This window comes from Bartonella sp. WD12.1, assembly GCF_002022415.1.
Lineage (GTDB): Bacteria > Pseudomonadota > Alphaproteobacteria > Rhizobiales > Rhizobiaceae > Bartonella.
On sequence record NZ_MUBG01000001.1, the window covers coordinates 358,165 to 377,645 of the forward strand.

The 19,481-nt window shown below is 36.7% G+C and carries 19 protein-coding genes and 1 pseudogene; 17 read left to right on the forward strand and 3 right to left on the reverse strand.

The annotated features are described in order from the left end of the window. Positions 1-53: 53 nt before the first annotated feature. Entirely contained in the window at positions 54-935 is an 882-nt protein-coding gene (gene dapA / locus BWD121_RS01310; protein ID WP_078663059.1) for a 4-hydroxy-tetrahydrodipicolinate synthase, read from the forward strand. A gap of 21 nt (positions 936-956) precedes the next feature. Then, complete coding sequence (smpB, locus tag BWD121_RS01315) at positions 957-1,433, forward strand: SsrA-binding protein SmpB (protein WP_078663060.1); 477 nt, start codon at positions 957-959, stop codon at positions 1,431-1,433. A 46-nt stretch (positions 1,434-1,479) separates the two neighbouring features. On the opposite strand, the gene BWD121_RS01320 is transcribed toward smpB, so the two are convergent. Then, positions 1,480-2,148 carry a uracil-DNA glycosylase gene (locus BWD121_RS01320; protein WP_078664039.1) on the reverse strand — a complete coding sequence of 223 codons (669 nt, stop codon included), beginning with the start codon at positions 2,146-2,148 and terminating at the stop codon, positions 1,480-1,482. A gap of 489 nt (positions 2,149-2,637) precedes the next feature. On the opposite strand from BWD121_RS01320, the gene rpoZ reads away from it, so the two are divergent. From rpoZ to panB (BWD121_RS01380), 12 genes are all read left to right on the forward strand, one after another. Further along, a complete protein-coding gene (rpoZ, locus tag BWD121_RS01325; RefSeq protein ID WP_078663061.1) occupies positions 2,638-3,036 on the forward strand; it encodes a DNA-directed RNA polymerase subunit omega in 399 nt (132 codons plus the stop codon). 123 nt (positions 3,037-3,159) lie between these two features. Further along, positions 3,160-5,388: a bifunctional (p)ppGpp synthetase/guanosine-3',5'-bis(diphosphate) 3'-pyrophosphohydrolase gene (locus tag BWD121_RS01330; RefSeq protein WP_078663062.1), complete on the forward strand. Its 2,229-nt coding sequence runs from the start codon at positions 3,160-3,162 to the stop codon at positions 5,386-5,388. 17 nt (positions 5,389-5,405) lie between these two features. Continuing rightward, complete coding sequence (gene pyrE, locus BWD121_RS01335; RefSeq protein WP_078663063.1) at positions 5,406-5,984, forward strand: orotate phosphoribosyltransferase; 579 nt, start codon at positions 5,406-5,408, stop codon at positions 5,982-5,984. A 95-nt stretch (positions 5,985-6,079) separates the two neighbouring features. Next, positions 6,080-6,670 (forward strand): DUF2062 domain-containing protein, encoded by a 591-nt coding sequence (locus tag BWD121_RS01340; protein WP_078663064.1) that lies wholly within the window; start codon positions 6,080-6,082, stop codon positions 6,668-6,670. Then, positions 6,667-7,068, forward strand: a complete 402-nt coding sequence (gene acpS, locus BWD121_RS01345) for a holo-ACP synthase (RefSeq protein ID WP_078663065.1) — start codon at positions 6,667-6,669, stop codon at positions 7,066-7,068. Before BWD121_RS01340 ends, acpS begins: the two co-directional genes overlap by 4 nt. A gap of 81 nt (positions 7,069-7,149) precedes the next feature. Next, the gene (gene lepB / locus BWD121_RS01350; protein ID WP_078663066.1) at positions 7,150-7,926 is read left to right on the forward strand and encodes a signal peptidase I; all 777 of its coding nucleotides are present in this window, start codon (positions 7,150-7,152) and stop codon (positions 7,924-7,926) included. Between the two features lie 9 nt (positions 7,927-7,935). Then, a complete protein-coding gene (gene rnc, locus BWD121_RS01355; RefSeq protein WP_078663067.1) occupies positions 7,936-8,643 on the forward strand; it encodes a ribonuclease III in 708 nt (235 codons plus the stop codon). Beyond that, positions 8,636-9,541 (forward strand): GTPase Era, encoded by a 906-nt coding sequence (gene era, locus BWD121_RS01360; RefSeq protein WP_078663068.1) that lies wholly within the window; start codon positions 8,636-8,638, stop codon positions 9,539-9,541. The genes rnc and era overlap by 8 nt, the downstream gene beginning before the upstream one ends. 1 nt (position 9,542) lies before the next feature. Then, positions 9,543-10,289 (forward strand): DNA repair protein RecO, encoded by a 747-nt coding sequence (gene recO, locus BWD121_RS01365; RefSeq protein ID WP_078663069.1) that lies wholly within the window; start codon positions 9,543-9,545, stop codon positions 10,287-10,289. A gap of 26 nt (positions 10,290-10,315) precedes the next feature. Continuing rightward, a complete protein-coding gene (panC, locus tag BWD121_RS01370; RefSeq protein ID WP_078663070.1) occupies positions 10,316-11,161 on the forward strand; it encodes a pantoate--beta-alanine ligase in 846 nt (281 codons plus the stop codon). Between the two features lie 11 nt (positions 11,162-11,172). After that, on the forward strand, positions 11,173-12,000 hold the full coding sequence (panB, locus tag BWD121_RS01375; protein ID WP_078663071.1) for a 3-methyl-2-oxobutanoate hydroxymethyltransferase: 828 nt from the start codon (positions 11,173-11,175) through the stop codon (positions 11,998-12,000). Positions 12,001-12,149: 149 nt separating this feature from the next. Next, positions 12,150-12,965: a 3-methyl-2-oxobutanoate hydroxymethyltransferase gene (panB, locus tag BWD121_RS01380; protein ID WP_078663072.1), complete on the forward strand. Its 816-nt coding sequence runs from the start codon at positions 12,150-12,152 to the stop codon at positions 12,963-12,965. A 245-nt stretch (positions 12,966-13,210) separates the two neighbouring features. Here panB (BWD121_RS01380) and BWD121_RS01385 read toward each other — a convergent pair whose 3' ends face one another. Together BWD121_RS01385 and BWD121_RS01390 are read right to left on the reverse strand one after the other, a co-directional pair. Further along, the gene (locus BWD121_RS01385) at positions 13,211-13,825 is read right to left on the reverse strand and encodes an HD family hydrolase (protein ID WP_078663073.1); all 615 of its coding nucleotides are present in this window, start codon (positions 13,823-13,825) and stop codon (positions 13,211-13,213) included. Beyond that, positions 13,825-14,691 carry a folate-binding protein YgfZ gene (locus BWD121_RS01390; RefSeq protein WP_078663074.1) on the reverse strand — a complete coding sequence of 289 codons (867 nt, stop codon included), beginning with the start codon at positions 14,689-14,691 and terminating at the stop codon, positions 13,825-13,827. Before BWD121_RS01390 ends, BWD121_RS01385 begins: the two co-directional genes overlap by 1 nt. 64 nt (positions 14,692-14,755) lie before the next feature. On the opposite strand from BWD121_RS01390, the gene BWD121_RS01395 reads away from it, so the two are divergent. The 3 genes and pseudogenes from BWD121_RS01395 to BWD121_RS01405 all read left to right on the forward strand — a co-directional run bounded on the left by BWD121_RS01395 (position 14,756) and on the right by BWD121_RS01405 (position 19,479). Next, complete coding sequence (locus tag BWD121_RS01395) at positions 14,756-16,084, forward strand: dihydroorotase (protein WP_078664040.1); 1,329 nt, start codon at positions 14,756-14,758, stop codon at positions 16,082-16,084. 1,174 nt (positions 16,085-17,258) lie between these two features. Continuing rightward, the gene (cysS, locus tag BWD121_RS01400; protein ID WP_078663075.1) at positions 17,259-18,767 is read left to right on the forward strand and encodes a cysteine--tRNA ligase; all 1,509 of its coding nucleotides are present in this window, start codon (positions 17,259-17,261) and stop codon (positions 18,765-18,767) included. Between the two features lie 41 nt (positions 18,768-18,808). After that, a pseudogene (locus BWD121_RS01405) lies at positions 18,809-19,479 on the forward strand (YetF domain-containing protein). Positions 19,480-19,481 lie beyond the last annotated feature (2 nt).

Here is a 19,481-nt window from a genome sequence, read left to right on the forward strand (position 1 = left end):
TAGTTTAAAAGACAATTGTTTTTAAGTAAAACTTAAATTACGAGGAGTTTATCATGCTCGAGGGAGCGTTGACTGCACTTATCACACCATTTGATGAAAATGGTGATGTCGATGAAAAAGCGTTTTGCAATTTTGTTGAATGGCAGGTTATACAGGGTATTAATGGTGTGATCCCTGTTGGAACAACGGGCGAGTCACCAACTTTAAGCCATGAAGAACATAAGCGAGTTGTAGAGTTATGTGTTGAGCAGGTTGCTAAGCGTATTCCTGTTGTTGCAGGGGCAGGGTCAAATAGTACAGATGAGGCTGTGGAACTTGCCCAACATGCAGAAAAAGCAGGTGCTGATGCAGTTTTGGTTGTAACTCCTTATTATAATAAACCTAATCAAAGAGGGTTATACGCTCACTTTGCAGCTATTGCGAAAGCTATTTCTATTCCGATTGTAATTTATAATATCCCTGGGCGTTCCATTGTTGATATGAGCGTAGAAACCATGAAAAATCTATATCAGGATTTTAACAATATTATTGGTGTCAAGGATGCGACAGGAGACATTGAACGGGTAAGTCAACAACGCAAAGGATGTGGCAAGGATTTTGTGCAACTTTCCGGTGATGATAGTACAACATTAGGTTTTAATGCACATGGCGGCGTGGGGTGTATTTCAGTTTCATCCAATGTTGCTCCAAAACTTTGTGCACAACTTCAAGCTGCTTGTCGTCGTGGTGATTATAAAATGGCATTAGAATTAAATGATCGTTTAATGCCTCTAAATTATGGAGTGTTTATTGAACCAAATCCAGCAGGTATTAAATATGCTGCTGCAAAATTAGGGCTTTGTCGTGATACTGTTCGTTTACCGATTGTTCCATTAGAAGATACTACAAAAAGAATTATCGATGCGGCTTTACAACATGCTGGTCTCATCCAATAATAAGATTGTATTGGAATAACCATGAACAGAAAAAAAAATGCACTGGCGCGTACAGTAATTGCTCATAATCGTAAAGCTCGTTTTAATTTTGAAATTTTAGATAATCTTGAAGCTGGGCTTGTGCTTCATGGAACTGAAGTTAAATCTTTACGTTCCAATAATGCTAATATTTCCGAAAGTTATGCTAGCTTTGAAAATGGAGAGTTATGGTTGATCAATGCCTATATTCCTGAATATACGCAAGCTAATCGTTTTAATCATGAACCACGTCGTTTACGTAAGTTATTGATTTCAAAGCGTGAAATGGCACGTTTTTTAAATGCAGTTTCTCGTGAAGGAATGACTATTGTTCCACTTCAACTTTATTTTAATGAAAAAGGATGCGTGAAGTTAGAGATTGCTGTAGCGCGGGGTAAAAAACTTCATGATAAACGTGAAACAGAAAAAAAACGTGATTGGGGACGTGAAAAAGCAAGATTGTTGAAAAGGTACGGATAGTTTGGTTGGTTTGTATTTTCTTTTTTATAATAATACTCAAGGAATTTCAGCATTGATCTAAATAAGTTTTCGCTGTTTGAAAGATTTGATGAAACATAGCAGCTGTCAAACGGTTAGTATTAGTATTATAGCGGGAACAGTGATAGCTTGAGAAGATGCGTAATCTACCAATATTGTTTATTGCTCCGTGACCGAAAGGGTGTTCTGGGACTTTTGCATTTAAAGCACGTATGGTTGAATGATGAGCAATGGCGCCAAGGGTAATAACGGCTTTGAGTTGAGGAAGATTTGTTAAAAGAGGTGCGAAAAAATATCGGCAAGTGTTAATTTCTGCGCTGGTAGGTTTATTTTCTGGGGGTACACAACGAACTGAGTTAATAATTGCTGCATCAATCAATTCAAGACTATCATCAGGTCTTTCTTCAAAAGTTCCTTGGGCAAAACCAAATTTTTTTAAAGTAGAGTAGAGCAGTAGACCAGCGTAATCACCAGTAAAAGGGCGTCCAGTTCGGTTTGCTCCACGCAATCCAGGTGCAAGCCCGACAATAAGAAGGCGTGTTGTTGCGGCACCTTTAGAGGGGAAGAATGGGCTTACAGGTGCATTGTGCCAATGGGGTTCTTTCATACGCCAGCTGGAGATAAAGTTGTGTAAACGGGGGCATAAGTCGCAATTTTGCGGTGGTTCTGGGCAAAATGTTGTTAATTGACTGTTCATGGTTGTAAGCATTCGTCATCTTTATAAAAAATTTTTGAATTATTTTATTGGGTATACGGTAGATATTATTTTTGTAAATAACTTAATGATTTGTTTGATGGCTAAAGTATTGATTGGCACAATGTTAAATAAATTCAAAGCTTGTATTTTAGATCAATACGGTTATAAATAATACATTACAGCGTTGTAATTCAAAAGATTTTTAAGAAATTTGAATGATTATAAAGTTTCGAAGTTTTAGAATCCGAAAGAGATTCACTTTTAATAAAGGGTATTTTTGCATTTAAAACCAATATCATTTAATTTATTTTTTTAAGAGTCTTATTAGTCATTTAAGCTTAATTGATTGTGTTCTTTTTATACAATTGTGTTAGCAAGAAATTTCTGCAAAAAAATGCTAAAGCTTGATTGTTTGTCTTGTTTTTTGTTTTGATTATTGTATATACTCTAAATGAATATTGGATTTTGAACTTTAAGAAAGGGGCGTAAATGGCCCGCGTAACGGTCGAAGATTGTATTGATAAAGTTGATAATCGTTTTGAATTGGTGCTTTTAGCCGGGCATCGAGCGCGCCAGATTTCACAAGGTGCACAGATTACAGTTGATCGTGATAATGATAAAAATCCAGTTGTAGCTCTACGTGAAATAGCAGATGAAACTTTATCACCTGCAGATTTAAAAGAAGATCTTATTCATTCATTGCAGAAGCATGTGGAAGTGGATGAACCGGAAACGGTTAATGAATTTATTTCTCATTCAAGTGAATCTGAAAGTGCTTTTAGTACATCACAGGAAGAGGAGAAATGTTCGTTTGATTGTATATCGGAAGAAGGTCTTTTAGCAGGTATTGAAGGTTTAGTTGTGCCTGAAAAAAACGACGATTATTAATTTTGTAGTTTATTGAAAAAGTATTATATATACTTTATCCCAGAGTGTATATTTTATTTTTAGTCTTTTTATTGATAGAATATTCAATAATTTAAATTATGAAATTTCTGAGGATATGCCTACATGATGCGTCAGCATGAGCTTATTGAGCGGGTGCGACGTTATAAGCCTGATGTAAATGAGGCTTTATTGAATAAAGCCTACGTTTATGCAATGGAAAAGCATGGACATCAAAAGCGTGCTTCGGGTGATCTTTATTTTTCTCATCCTTTGGAAGTTGCTACTATTTTAACAGATATGCGTTTAGATGAAGCAACAATTGCTGTTGCTCTTTTGCATGATACAATTGAAGATACAAACGCTACACGAACAGAAATTGATCAGCTTTTTGGATCTGAGATTGGTAAGTTAGTTGAAGGGCTAACAAAGCTTAATAAGCTTGATTTTGTCTCGAAAAAAGCCGTACAGGCAGAAAATCTTCGTAAACTTCTTATTGCTATTTCTGATGATATCCGTATTCTTTTAGTTAAACTTGCAGATCGTCTTCATAATATGCGCACTCTTGGTGTTATGCGTGATGATAAGCGTCGGTGGATTGCTGAGGAGACGATGGATATTTATGCACCGCTTGCTGGCCGTATGGGTATGCAGGATATGCGTGAAGAATTAGAAGATCTTTCTTTCTTTTATTTAAATCCAGAAGGTTACCGTATTATTACTGACAGAATTTCTGAATTATCGAAGTGTAATCAGGATTTACTTTCCACAATCGAAAACGAATTGACAAGACTTTTTTCTCAGCATGGTATTAAAGTTGATGTTAAAAGCCGTCGGAAAAAATCTTATTCAATTTTTCGCAAAATGGAAAGCAAGGCATTATCTTTTGAGCAATTGTCTGATATTTTTGGATTTCGTGTGATTGTTGAAACAGTGGATGATTGTTACCGTGCTCTTGGTATTATCCATACTACATGGCCAATGGTACCTGGTCGTTTTAAGGATTATATTTCTATACCTAAACAAAATGAATATCGTTCAATTCATACGACAATTGTTGGGCCTTCAAGGCAACGTGTTGAATTGCAGATTAGAACCAATGCGATGAATACAATTGCTGAATATGGTGTTGCAGCACATTCCATTTATAAAGATTATGGTTCTAATTATTCAGTTTCGAAATTGTCGAGAGAAACCAATGCGTATGCGTTGTTGCGTCAAACAATTCAATCTTTATCAGATGGAGATAATCCGGAAGAGTTTTTAGAGCATACAAAGCTTGAACTTTTTCAAGATCAGGTTTTCTGCTTTACACCAAAAGGGCGGCTAATTGCCTTTCCAAAAGGTGCCACACCTATTGATTTTGCTTATGCAGTTCATACCGATATTGGTGATTCTTGTGTGGGAGTGAAAATCAATGGTCGTATTATGCCTTTAATGACCAAATTAAAAAATGGTGATGAAGTTGATATTATACGTTCGCAAGCTCAAGTTCCACCGGTAGCATGGGAATCTTTTGTTGTAACGGGGAAGGCACGTTCCGCAATTCGCCGGGCAACACGTGCAGCAGTGCGTAAGCAATATTCAGGTTTAGGTTATAATATTCTTGAACGTTCGTTTGAATGTGTGGGAAAACAATTTTCAAAGGATATGCTTAAACAAGTTCTACCACGTTTAGCACGCAAAGATGTGGAAGATGTATTAACAGCTGTTGGGCGTGGTGAATTATCTTATGTTGATGTGGTTAAAGCAATTTATCCAGATTATCAAAATCACAATGTAATGCATCAGTCGTTTTTAAAATCTGAGGAAAGGGGCCGGTTTAATATTGAAACCTCTCAAAGCGTGGTCTTTAAAACACCTGAAAATAAACAGGAAGAAACTTCAGAGAAGCAAGATCAATACAGAGCATTACCTATTCGGGGGATTAGTGGGGATATTCCAGTGCGGTTTTCTCCTGAAGGAGCTGTACCAGGAGATCGAATTGTTGGTATTATGCAACCGGGTGCGGGTATTGTTATTTATCCAATACAGTCTTCAGCTTTAATGGCTTATGATGATCAGCCAGAACGGTGGATTGATGTATGCTGGGATATTGATACCGAAATAAGCGAACGTTTTCCTGCTCGGATAAATATTTGGGCTGTTAATAGTCCTGGCTCTTTGGCTAAAGTAACTCAGGTTATTTTTGCAAATGATGCCAATATTCAAAATTTATCTTTGATCCGTATGGCTTCAGATTTCACGGAAATTGTGCTTGATTTAGAGGTTTGGGATCTAAAACACTTGAATCGTATTCTTTCTCAGTTAAAAGAAACAGGCTCAGTTAGTGCGGTGAGTCGGGTGCATGGATAAAGACACGAGATTTTGCAATGAATACACAAGATGTAATTGATATTTTTAAACAGGCAGATGCGATTCTAGAAGGGCATTTTATTTTAACATCAGGTCGCCATAGCGCTACTTATATGCAGAAGGCGAAAGTATTCATGCATGCTGATCTAACCGAAAAATTATGCTGTGGTTTGGCCAAAAAAATTAGGGACTGTGTTGCAGGAAAAATTGATTATGTGGTTGGTCCAGCGATTGGTGGTCTTATTCCTGCTTATGAAACTTCACGTCATCTTGGTGTACCTTCTATTTGGGTAGAGCGCGAAAATGGCATGTTTCAGTTGCGTCGTTTTGAAATCGAAAAAGGGGCAAGAGTTGTAATTATAGAAGATATTGTAACAACTGGTCTTTCTATTCGCGAGACAATTGAAGCTTTAATTACGGCAGAAGCTAATGTAGTGGCAAGTGCGTGTATCCTTGATCGTTCTGGTGGTAGAGTTGATGTTGGGGTTCCGTTAATTGCGCTTGCAGAATATGAAGTGGCATCTTATGCCGCTGATGCACTACCTCCTGAACTTGCTTCCCTTCCTGCAATTAAGCCAGGAAGTCGCAATATTTAATGATTTAAAATATGCTTTTGTGCAAAAACTTTATTGAAATTAATTTGAATAACAAAGATTGTTTTGTATGAATAGTATATATATATGAGTATCTTATGCTTTTTTATCATCAAAAATTAGTGGATTTTGGAGAGCGGATTCGGCTTTGGCTTTTATCGCGTCGCTCATTTTGTTATATGCACAAGCGTATTTTGCGCATATCAGAAACGCCACATAAAGTAGCGTTAGGAGTAGCTATTGGCATTTTTTCAGCTTGCTCGCCCTTTTTAGGATTGCATATTATTTTGGCACTATTTTTTTCTTGGGTTTTACGCGGTAATTTTACTGCAGCAATTATTGGAACTGTTTTTTCAAATCCACTAACATTTTTGCCTATTGTTATGATTGATTATAAAATAGGCTATCTATTTTTATCACTTTTTGGAAATGTAGGTGAAATTTCTTTTTCCCAAATTCGTACTATATTTGGTGACTTGACGTTTTCGAAGGTATGGATAATTTTTGGCAATACATGGGATTCTATTATGCTACCAATGATTTTGGGCGGTATTCTTTTAGGTTTTGTCTTTGGAGGTTTGTCTTATATAGGTGTTTACAAGGCAATAGGTCGTTTCCAGCAAAAAAGGTATCAGAAGATGATGCAAAGAGTGCATTTGCAGCAAGAAAATTCAAGTAATGTTTTATGATTATAGGTCTTGGCAGTGATATAGTTGATATAAGGCGAATTGAGAAAATGTTGGTTCGTTATGGTGACTATTTTACCCAACGCATTTTTACAGATATTGAACAAACCAAATCTGAAAATGTCCAAAAAAGTTCTTTTTCTTACGCTAAAAGATTTGCCGCTAAAGAGGCATGTGCTAAAGCTTTAGGGACAGGTATCGCTTGTGGTGTTAGCTGGAAAGATATGGAGGTCGTTAATTTGCCGTCAGGAAAACCGACTATGCAATTAACAAATTGTGCGCAGTTGCAATTACAAAAGTTATTACCTCCTCACCATAACGCTTTTATTCATCTCAGTATAACAGATGATTTTCCTTGGGCGCAAGCAGTTGTTATTATAGAAGCACTTCCACGTGGATAGACGGGGGAAGAGATTGTGCTTTTGTTATTTGAGCATTATGATGAAAAATGAATTTTATTTGTAATGAGAAGGCAGTGTATGATGAGTCAAAAAGAAAAAGTACAAAAAGAGAAAGGTGGAGTCTTTGAATTGATTTCTGTTCTCATTCAGGCTCTATTTTTGGCTGTTCTTATTCGCACACTTTTTTTTCAACCCTTTACAATTCCTTCTGGTTCTATGCGTCCTACTTTACTTGTAGGGGATTATCTTTTTGTTTCCAAATATGCATATGGATATTCTCGTTTTTCCATTCCTTTTTCTCCTCCTATTTTTTCAGGACGTATTTGGACATCTCAACCTAAAAGAGGGGATGTTGTAGTATTTCGTTTACCTAGCGATCCAAGTGTTGATTATATTAAACGCGTCGTTGGATTACCAGGTGATTATGTTCAGGTTCGTCAAGGTGTTCTTTATATCAATGATAAAGCTGTTTCACGCCAATTAATGGGGCAGATTGATGATGCTGACGTAACAGAGCTCAACCGCCCTGTGGATGTTTATCGTGAGACAATGTCTAATGGTGTAAGTTACAATACACTTGATTTAGGTTTTTTTCCACAAGTTGATAACACAAAAGTTTTTGAGGTTCCTCCAGGGCATTATTTTATGATGGGTGATAACCGTCATAATTCAGATGATAGCCGTTTGGGTGTAGGTTATGTTCCAGAAGAAAATCTTATTGGTCGAGCAAATTTAATCTTTTTTTCTATAAGTAATGGTTCAAGTGCATGGCAGATTTGGCGCTGGCCATTTGATGTGCGCTGGGCACGTTTGTTTTCTTTTGTTAACACTATTCACTATTTTCCACTGACTAAGTAGGGGCTAATGATGAAGCGTCATATCATTGATCGGCTTGAAAAGCTGACGGGGCATCGCTTTAAGAATGAAGATAGATTAAAAAGAGCATTAACACATTCTAGTGTTCAAGGGTTAGCGGAAGGCAATTATGAGCGATTGGAATTTCTAGGTGATCGCGTTCTTGGGCTTTTGGTTGCAGAAATGTTGTATCAATTTTTTCCACACGCTAGTGAAGGTGAATTGTCGGTACGTTTAAATGGCTTAGTAAATACGCAAACGTGTGCTGATATTGCATTAGAAATGGGTTTGCCTGATATGATTCATGTTGGTTTTGAAATGAAAAACTTAGAGAATCGCCGGGTAGCTAATATGTATGCTGATGTCATTGAAGCATTAATTGCTGTAATGTACCTTGATGGGGAGTTAGAGTGTGTACGGTCTTTCATTCGAAAATATTGGCAAGATCGTGCAAGGAAGATGGATGCTGGTAGGCGTGATGCCAAAACAGAGTTGCAAGAATGGGCTCATACACAAGATGGTGCACAGCCGCAATATCGGGTTGTAAAGCGCTATGGACCAGATCATGATCCCATTTTTATGGTTGAAGTAAAAGTTTTTGGTTTTGCACCTGAAATTGGGCAAGGCAGTTCTAAACGACATGCTGAAAGAATAGCTGCTGAAAAAATTTTACGACGTGAAGGTGTATGGCAATCAATAGAGAAAAGTGATCATGAATGATGTTATCAAAACACGCTGTGGTTTTGTTGCGCTCATTGGGGTGCCCAATGCTGGTAAGTCGACATTAGTTAATCAGTTGGTTGGAACAAAAGTGTCAATTGTAACCCATAAGGTGCAAACAACACGAACTTTGGTACGTGGTATTGTCATTTATGAGAATACTCAAATTGTTCTCATTGATACCCCAGGTGTTTTTCGTCCTCATAAGCAATTAGAGCACGCTATGGTTTCTGCTGCTTGGAGTGGTGCTAGAGGTGCTGATATTCTGTTAATTTTAATTGATGTTCAAAATGGTCTTTCGGATGAAGTTGATGTAATGTTAAATGTTCTAGAAAATATTAAACAGGATAAAATTCTTGTTCTTAATAAGATTGATACAGTTGCAAGAACATCTCTTTTAGCATTAACTGCTAAAATTAATGAACGAATGAAGTTTTTGCAGACATTTATGATTTCAGCTTTAAATGGTTCGGGTTGTGAGGATTTACTTCATTATCTAAGTACAATGATGCAAGAGGGGCCATGGTACTATTCAGAAGATCAAGTTTCGGATATGCCTATGCGTCAACTTGCTGCTGAAATTACGCGTGAAAAACTTTTTCTTCGTCTCCATGAAGAAATTCCTTATTCCTCTACAGTTGAAACAGAAAATTGGGAGGAACGTCCAGATGGATCAGTTAAAATTAATCAGGTTATCTATGTAGAGCGTGATAGTCAGAAAAAAATTGTTTTAGGAGCGGGAGGTGATACAATTAAAGCGATTGGTCAAGCAGCGCGTAAGGAATTAATGGAAATCATGGAACAAAAGGTTCATCTTTTTCTTTTTGTGAAAGTGCGTGATAATTGGAGTACTAATCCAGAGCGCTACCAAGAAATGGGATTAGATTTTTTAAAATAAAATGAGATGGAAAGAGCAGGCTATCATCCTTGGCACTCGTCAGCATGGTGAAACGAGCGTTATTCTTGAAATTATGACACGTCAGCATGGTCGTTATATGGGAATGGTAAAAGGAGGGCGTTCTCGTAATATGGCGGCTCTTCTTCAACCTGGAAATTTTGTTGAAGCTGAATGGTGGGCACGTTTGGATGAGCATTTGGGGTTATTTAAGCTTGAAGCACTTGATTTACATGCTTCACGATTAATGCTCATACCAGAAGCACTTTATACTTTGCAGTTGATGGCTTCTCATTTACGACTTCTTCCTGAACGTGATCCTCATCCTATTTTATATGATATGTTGCATATTTTTATGCAGAATTTTGGTGAATGGTTTGTTATCGCTGAATTACTTATACGTTTTGAAATGCGTCTTCTTAAAGAACTTGGATTTGGCCTTGATTTATCTTGTTGTGTTGTAACAGGTTGTCAGGAAAATCTTCATTATGTATCACCAAAATCAGGACGTGCTGTGTGCGAAGAAGCAGGCTACCTTTGGAGAGATAAGCTTTTACCTTTACCACAGTTTCTTATACAAAGAGCCAGTCGTCCTATTGATTTTAATGATATGAAAAATGGGTTTGCTCTGACAAATTTTTTTTTAACGCGTCATGTTTGGGAGCCAAGAAGGATACAACAACCATCGGTTCGCGTTAATTTAATAAACTTATTTGAACGGCGATTTTGTATGAAAGAGTCAGTTTACTGATTTTATGAAATGGGTATAATTTAAATATGCAAATTTTAAAAAAAATTGTTGAAGTACAGCAATGTATAGCAAAGGAGAAACGTTTAGGATTATCGATTGGTTTTGTTCCAACTATGGGAGCATTGCATAGTGGTCATCTTGCTTTGGTGCAACAGGCAAAAGCAATGTGTGATCGGGTGTTAGTTTCTATTTTTGTTAATCCGAAGCAATTTGGCCCTCATGATGATTTTGATACGTATCCAAGGGATTTTGCAGGTGATTGTGCTTTGTTGAAAAAAGCGGGTGTTGAATATGTTTTTGCACCTTCTACAGAAGAGATGTGGCCACTGGGAAATGAGACAGTTGTAAGGGTAGAAAAATTATCACGTGTTTTAATAGGAAAATTACGTCCAGGACATTTTTGTGGTGTGACCAGTGTTGTTGCGAAGCTTTTTAATATTGTGCAGCCAGATAAGGCTTTTTTTGGGGAAAAAGATTTTCAGCAGCTTCTCATTATTCGTCGCATGGTTAAGGATTTAGCTTTTCCTGTTGAAATTGTTGGTGTACCTATTTTACGTGATGCAGATGGTGTGGCCAGCTCTTCGCGCAATCAGCTTTTAACATTAGAAGATCGCAAAGCTGCAAAAATTATTCCTAAAAGCGGTGAGGCTGTTGTAAGACTTTATAGCCAAGGCGAACGATCAGTTAGTAAACTGTGCAAAATTGTCCATGATATTTTGCAACAAGAACCGCGTGCTATCATTGAGTCAATAGATTTAAGAGATATGGAAACTTTATGCATGTTTAGAGGAAAACTGAATAAACCTGCGGTTTTATTACTATGCATCCGCTTTGGTGAGGTCAGGCTTATTGATCAATATATTTTACAATAGGAAATACAACAATGACTTCATATAAAACTATCAATCGTATTACTGCTTCTGAAATACAATCCAAAAAGGGTAAAGAACCAATCGTTTCTTTAATGGTTTACCAGGCTTATAGTGCTCGAATTGCTGATCCATATTGCGACTTTCTTTTAGTGAGCGACAGCGTTGCTATGATTGTACATGGGTTTGATACAACATTACCTGTTGATGTAGATATGATGATTTTGTACGGAAAAGCCGTTATGCGTGGTTCTCAAAGAGCGCTTGTGGTTGTTGATATGCCTTTTGGTTCTTATGAAGAAAGTCCACAGCAGGCTTTTAGAAATGCTTCACGGATTATTGCAGAAACAGGTTGTGGTGCAGTCAAACTTGAAGGTGGTGTTCATATGGCTGAAACGGTTAGGTTTTTGCATAGACGCGGTATTCCAGTTATATGTCATATTGGTCTTATGCCACATACAGTTCGTTTAGAGGGGTTTAAGGTACAAGGGCGCGATAAAAAGAGTTGGCTCCAGATTGAAGCTGATGCATTGGCAGTTGAAGAGGCAGGAGCTTTTGCTGTTATGGTGGAGGCGGTAGTAGAACCATTAGCAGTAAAGCTTACAGAGAAGCTCTCTATTCCTACTATCGGTGTTGGTGCGTCCAATCAGTGTGATGGGCAGATTTTGGTAATGGAAGATATGTTAGGCTATAATACTTGGTTAGGCTATGGTAGTTGGATGCCTAAATTTGTGCGTCGGTATGGTTCTTTTGAGGAAGTGGTGGATACAGCAGTCAAAAATTATGCAAATGATGTTAAATTACGTACTTTTCCAGCTGATACAGAGGTTTATAAGCATTAAATTGGTTTTTAAAAGCTCTATAAAAGCGTATTTGATGCTGAAATCACATACAAAAAGGCTTTTTTGTGTATTTTACGGTTTTATTGCTGACTCTTAATTTTGGTAAAGTCAGACTTATTGGTTAATGTGTTTTACATATGGAAACTAAAATGGGTTCACATAAAGTTATAAAACGTGTCTCTTCTTCTGACATACGGTCAAAAAAGGGACAAGAGCCAATTATTGCTTTAACAGCCTATCAGGCTTATAGCGCGCGGATTGCTGATCCATATTGTGATTTTCTTTTGGTTGGTGATAGCGTTGGTATGGTTGTGCATGGTTTTGATACAACACTGCCTGTTACTGTGGATATGATGATTTTACACGGACAAGCGGTTGTGCGTAGTTCTCAAAAGGCGCTTGTAGTTGTTGATATGCCTTTTGGTTCTTATGAGAAAAGTCCCCAGCATGCTTTTGAAAATGCATCACGAATTATTGCAGAAACAGGGTGTGGTGCAGTCAAGCTTGAAGGTGGTGTTTATATGGCGGAAACAATTGATTTTTTATGCCAGCGGGGTATCCCAGTTATGGGGCATGTTGGCCTTACACCACAAGCGGTAAATCGTTTCGGTAGTTTTAAGGTACAAGGGCGCACTAAAGATGATCAGTTAAAGATTGAGGCTGATGCAACAGCAGTTGAAAAAGCAGGTGCTTTTGCTGTTGTATTAGAGGGGATAGTAGAACCATTAGCAGTGAAGATCACAAAAAATCTTTCTATTCCTACTATTGGTATTGGTGCATCAAATCAGTGTGATGGGCAAATTTTAGTTATGGAAGATATGTTGGGTTATGGGGCTTGGGTACCTAAATTTGTACGTCGTTATGGTGCTTTTGAACAAGCAATGGATACGGCAATTAAAAATTATGCAGATGATGTTAGATCACGTGCTTTTCCATCTGATTCAGAAACTTATAAGCCCAAATAAAATTAGGTTTAAGAAGAAAACCTATAAAAATATATTAGCTGTTGAATGAAGCGTAAGATAAAGGAAATTTTCTTAAGTACGTTTTGCTTACACTGAATTTGAACTATTTTTCACATGACTATTATGTTTATACTTCATTGATTAATGAGATCGTGAAATCTTTTAGTATAGATTAAAGTATTTGTAGCAAAGAATTGAAAATCAATAATATTAATTTTTTATGGGTAAGATTAAAAAATATGAAATCATCTTTGACTATCTATATCACGAAAGCGGGTTAAAAAAGCATTTTCAATTTGTTGTGTGGAATAAGATTGCAAATTAAGTTTATCGGGCAAAATATTATTTGGAGAACCAAAATAACGCAGTGCTTCTTTTCTACTAAAGCCAGCAAGAGTGATAGCTTCGTAGAAAGCAGCAATACGATCAGCTTGTTTGATTTTTTTTAATAGCTTTTGAGCTGGGTTAACAGGTAAAGAAAAGCGTATGCAAATGGTATCTTGTATGCGTTTTTCAACGAGCTGATACTGTTTTCCTATAACAGCTTTAAAAGGTGAAATCATATCACCAATAACATATTCTGATGCATCATGGAGAAGAGCTAAAAGACATTCGTCGTTGTGGGATTGTGGAAAGAGTATCTGAAATATTTGTTCCACTAAAAGTGAATGTTGTGCGACAGAATAGGTATGCTCACCGTGTGTTTGACCGTTCCAGCGTGCAACACGAGAAAGACCGTGCGCAATATCTTCGATTTCGATGTCAAGAGGGGAAGGATTAAGTAAATCAAGTCGCCGACCAGAAAGCATTCTTTGCCAAGCACGTGCTGTTCCATCTTGTGATAATTCAGCTTTAGCCATTAGTTAGTTTCCACGGTGTTTTCAGGAAAGCTGAAGTTCATATTTTCAGCGATACTTATTGTTACAGGAAGATTTTCTATTGTAAACGGAATATGTTTGTCCATAACATCTTTAACATGGTCAATACGCATTAAAGCTAAGGCTTCATTTTCTACACATGTTCCTAATTCACCAAGTATTTTAGTACCTGCTTGAATGGTGGATCCTGGCATTAAATTATGTTGGCCTTTTACTATCAAAAAACGGCGACGAACTGCTTTACGATGATGCATTCGTGAAACCACTTCCTGCCCAATGTAACAACCTTTATTGAATGATAATCCACCGATTTGATCGTAATTAATATCATGAGGAAAGACTTTACCTATTTCATAATCTTGCCCACTTTCTGCAATTGCATAACGAATACGCATTCTGTTCCAATTATCATTATGTTTTGGAGCAAGAAAAGGTATTTTTCCATAAATACGTACAATTTTTTCTTTTTGTGGAAATCGTTTATCAATAAAACTTAAATTAAAATCACAAGTACTTATTTCATCTTTCCAAGAAACTGTTATAATTTCTTGTAATTGTTGTATAATTTCTATTTTTGTGTGTAATTTATAAAGGGTAAGACGTTGTTGAAAAGTATCAGCTAAAGGTGCAGCGATATCAATTATATAACCTTGGTCTATTTTACCGATTAGAAAATCAGCAATAACTTTTCCTTGTGGTGATAAAAGAGCACCAGGGAAGAGTTCTTGTGAGTTGATTTTTTCAACATCTGTTGTAATCAGGGCCTGTAGGAAACGTGTTGCTTCTTCACCTATAACTTTAATAATTTTGCGGTTTTTTAAGCTAATAGTGTTTTGTTTTTCGATCATGGTCCTTGCCTTTCTGTCCAGAGTTACATAATCGGTAAAGAGATGATGTCTAAGGAGTATGGCTGTGTTTAAAACATTTGATACAATTTTAAAAGGTGCAACACTTGTTAATCATGATGGAAGTGGCAAACGTGATATTGGCATCACAAATGGCCGTATTGCTGAAATTGGTGATCTTACGCGTGCATCTGCTAGTGAGGTGATCGACTGTACAGGACTTCATATTTTACCAGGTATCATTGATAGCCAGGTCCATTTTCGTGAGCCAGGGCACGTACATAAGGAAGACCTAGAAAGTGGCTCTCGTTCTGCAGTTTTAGGGGGGGTTACAGCGGTTTTTGAAATGCCTAATACAAATCCACTAACAATAACAGAAGAGATGTTGACTGATAAAGTTAAACGCGGATTTCATCGGATGCATTGTGATTTTGCGTTTTGGGTTGGGGGAACACGTGAAAATGCGCATGAATTGGCTGAATTAGAAAGACTTCCTGGAGCTGCCGGAATTAAAGTATTTATGGGGTCTTCTACAGGTAATCTTTTAGTTGATGATGATGAAGGTGTTCGTCTAATTTTGAAAAATACACGTCGTCGTGCAGCTTTTCATTGTGAAGATGAGGAGCGGCTCAATGAACGTAAAACGCTTTGCGTTAAGGGAGATGTGTCATCACATCCGGTTTGGCGTGATGAAATTGCTGCTTTGAAATGTACGCAACGTTTAATTAAAATTGCGCACGAAATGAGGAAGCGCGTCCATATATTACATCTTTCTACAGCGGAAGAAGTTGATTTTCTGAAAGATTATAAGGATTTAGCAACGATTGAAGTCACTCAACATCATTTGACTTTGACTTCTGATGATTATCAAAGGCTTGGCACATTGATCCAGATGAATCCACCTATTCGTGAAAGTCGCCACAGTAAAGCTCTTTGGTACGGTGTTCAGCAAGGTATCATTGATGTTTTAGGTTCAGACCACGCTCCTCATACGCTTGAAGAAAAGCAAAAGTCTTATCCTCTTTCACCTTCAGGTATGACAGGCGTTCAAACCACAGCAGCAATTATGCTAACTCATGTTAATACGGGAAGGATATCTCTTGAACGCTTTGTTGATCTCACTTCGCACGGCCCTAGTCGTGTTTTTGGTATAAGTTGTAAAGGACGCATTGCAGTTGGATATGATGCTGACTTAACCATCATTGACCTTAAGCGGGAAGAAATTATAACCGATGCACATATAGGTTCACGTGCAGGGTGGACACCCTATGATGGCAAAAAAGTTAAAGGTTGGCCAGTTGGGACAATTATTCGTGGAATACGGGTTATGTGGGAAGGTGAAATTGTTACACCTTCGCAAGGTGAACCTATTAAATTTATAGAAGCGTTGGCATAATAAGATTAAAAGTTTGATGTGTTATTGAATGATTGTTTGATTGTAAAAAGGATACTCATAATAATTTTGTCATGTATATATGCAAAATAACTTTAAAGCTTATTTTTCTGACTATGTTTACGCAGGATGTTGATATTATAAATATGGTGTACCAAAAGCAGTTGTTACAAGAATTTGTGGCTTAATACCGTATACCATTTATAATTTCATTCAAGTTCATGCTTCAGTTTGATATTTCAATAGAAGTAGGTTTTTATTCCTTAGTTATTAAACAAGTCGTACTATAAAATGAGCTTATAGGTGATGCATTTTGGAACAATTATTGTTTTTGTAAAGTAAATTCGAAGTTTGTCAGCATGCGTTATCTTACCTGTTTCATCGTGATAATTTGCTACGCGTTAAGAATTCATTCTTCTTTAGTTCAAGCTGTGTGATATTGACTATAGGTGTTCAGTATTCAATATTCATTATTGAAATAATAAAAAAGAGAACAGCTTTTGTTTGTATATTGAATTATCGACATATGATGATACCTACGAACGAATTCTGTAAGTAAAATGTGATGTGAAAATTACAGCTTTATTTGTTGTGCGAATGAAGGCCTCATTGGTTTAGGTAAGGCTTATGGAAATGTGAAGTGCTATGAAAGAATTGTAAATCAAGTACTATAATGATTATGCGTTCATCTACTCAAACAATATTATCTTCCATTTATTATTTTATGCCTACGATTATCAAGTCGTCACGATGTTATGTGGTGGATTTGATTGTTACCATTGAAAAGCAGGATGTTACAGGATTTTATCAAAATGTCAGAATACGGTAATTTTGAGTTTTATTTTGTTGCAGATGAAGTAAATAATTGACTTATCTGTTGCCAGATATTCTTGAAACAATATCATTTGCCAAATGAAGTGTTTTTTTATCCATTATCAAAATAATAAACAGCTTAATCTGCTTTAATTTTACGTACATATTATGTACGTATGGTGTATTTATTATGTATTTATTAATTATCGTTAATTAATATTTTTTGCATTATGTGGATCAAATAGCTCGATATTGGAAATAAAAACCAATATAGCAGTATTTTTTTTCAAGCAGTGTTATTAGCTCATAATATGAACGAGTTTTGCCGGAGCGACACCAAGTAATATCACTACGGAGTATAATTATGGGAAATCTGCGGTTTTATAACACGCTTACACGTAAAAAAGAAGATTTTACACCGATTGATGCTACTAAGGTACGCCTTTATGTTTGTGGTCCGACAGTTTATGATTATGCTCATATTGGTAATGGGCGTTCTGTAATTGTTTTTGATATTTTATTTCGTTTTTTACGTCATGTTTATGGCGAGGACCACGTGATATATGCTCGTAATATTACGGATGTCGATGATAAGATTAATGCACGAGCAATCCATAAATACCCAGAGCTTGCATTAAATGATGCTATTCGTCAATTAACAGAATGTACATATGACCAATTTCAAAAAGATATAGCAGCGCTTGGTTGTTTATTACCAACTAGCCAACCACGCGCAACCGATCATTTGGAAGAAATACGATCTTTGATTGAGAGACTTCTTGAAAGAGGGCATGCTTATATAGCAGGAAATCATATATTATTTTCTATAAGCAGTATGGGGGAATATCCCCGTTATGGTGAATTTGCAAAACGATCGCTTGATGAAATGAGAGCAGACTCACGTATAGATATTGCTATTTATAAAAAAGAGAAAATGGATTTTGTTTTATGGAAACCCTCTCAGGAATGGGAACCAGGTTGGCCATCACCAGCAGGAATCCCTGGTTTAGGGCGCCCGGGTTGGCATATTGAATGCTCAGCAATGTCGATGGCAAAACTGTTGGCTCCTTATGGTGGTGGTTTAAATTGTGATGATCCTGAAGCAAATGTTTTTGATATCCATGGTGGTGGTATTGATTTGCTTTTTCCTCATCATGAAAATGAAATTGCACAAAGTTGTTCAGCTTTTGGGACTAAGCGAATGGCTAATTTTTGGATGCATAATGGTTTTTTGCAGGTTGAAGGCCAAAAAATGTCTAAAAGCCTTGGTAATTTTATTACTATTCGTACTTTATTAGAAAGTGATTTTCCTGAATTTAATGATACTTTGACAGATGAAATAAGACAAAATTGGGCAGGTTTGTCTATTCGTTTTTCAATGTTGCAAACTCATTATCGTGAACCGTTAAATTGGACAGCTCATCGTTTAGCACAATCCAGTAGCGAATTATATCGTTGGTATGAGTTGCTTCGCGGTGAGAAATATTGTTTGGATGGTAATGAATCTATAGATGAATCTTTAATTAATACATTAAGTGATGACCTTAATACTTCAAATGCATTTACTATTTTACGAAAATTTTATAAAGAGGGGAATGCTAGATCTCTTGCACGCGGTATGGATTTACTTGGGTTGTTGCGGCAAGAGTGGGTTCAAGAAATAGAGTGCCCACTTTTTGTTAGAAAGATATACCTTGATTCAAAATTTATTGATCAGCGCATTGCCGAAAGGCTACGACTTATCCATAATAAAGAATGGGAAGCTGCGGATAAAATTCGTGATGAGCTTGCAGTAGGGGGGATCTCATTAAAAGATGAGAAAGATCCGCAGACTGGCGAGCGTATTACTACGTGGGAAATAAAACGACAATAATTCCTGTGTTTCAGCAGCTCTCATAAAAAGGAGAGAGTCTGATGGAATTTTTATACTTTTATGGATATATCGCGCTTAAATTAGTTGTGGGTCTTGCCGCCTTTTTGTTAATTTTAAGAACAACAGGTCGTGGTAATCTCAGTCAAATGACGCCAGTTGATTTGGTGAGTAATTTTGTAATGGGAGGCATTATTGGGGGTGTTATTTATAATCCAAGTATTAGTAGTATCCAGTTATTGCTTGTTTTGTTTATTTGGCAAACCTTGATCACATTTCTTAATTTTTTTGCACGGCATTCAGTTTTTTTCACCGGCTTATTGCGGGAGGGAATGTTATATTAGTTTCAGATGGTGTATTTCAAATAGATGAAATTAAGCGTTTGCGCATTAGTATAAGTGATCTAATTACCATGTTGCGCATTAAAGGCTGTAGTTTATATGAGGCAGCTTTTGTTCGTTTGGAAACCAATGGTGATTTTTCTGTAATTAAGAAAGAAGAAGGCAAAAAATCTACCATTGTGGTGCAAAATGGTGAAATTCTTGAAGAAGGCCTTAAAGCAATTAATAAATCAAAGACGTGGCTTAAAGCAGAATTGAAAAAAAAACATGCAAAAGTAGAAGATTTATTCGTAGCAGAATGGTACGAAAATATAGACAAAGGCGATAAATCTTATAGCGGATTGTTTCTTGTTCCTTTGTCGAAAATAGTCTAACC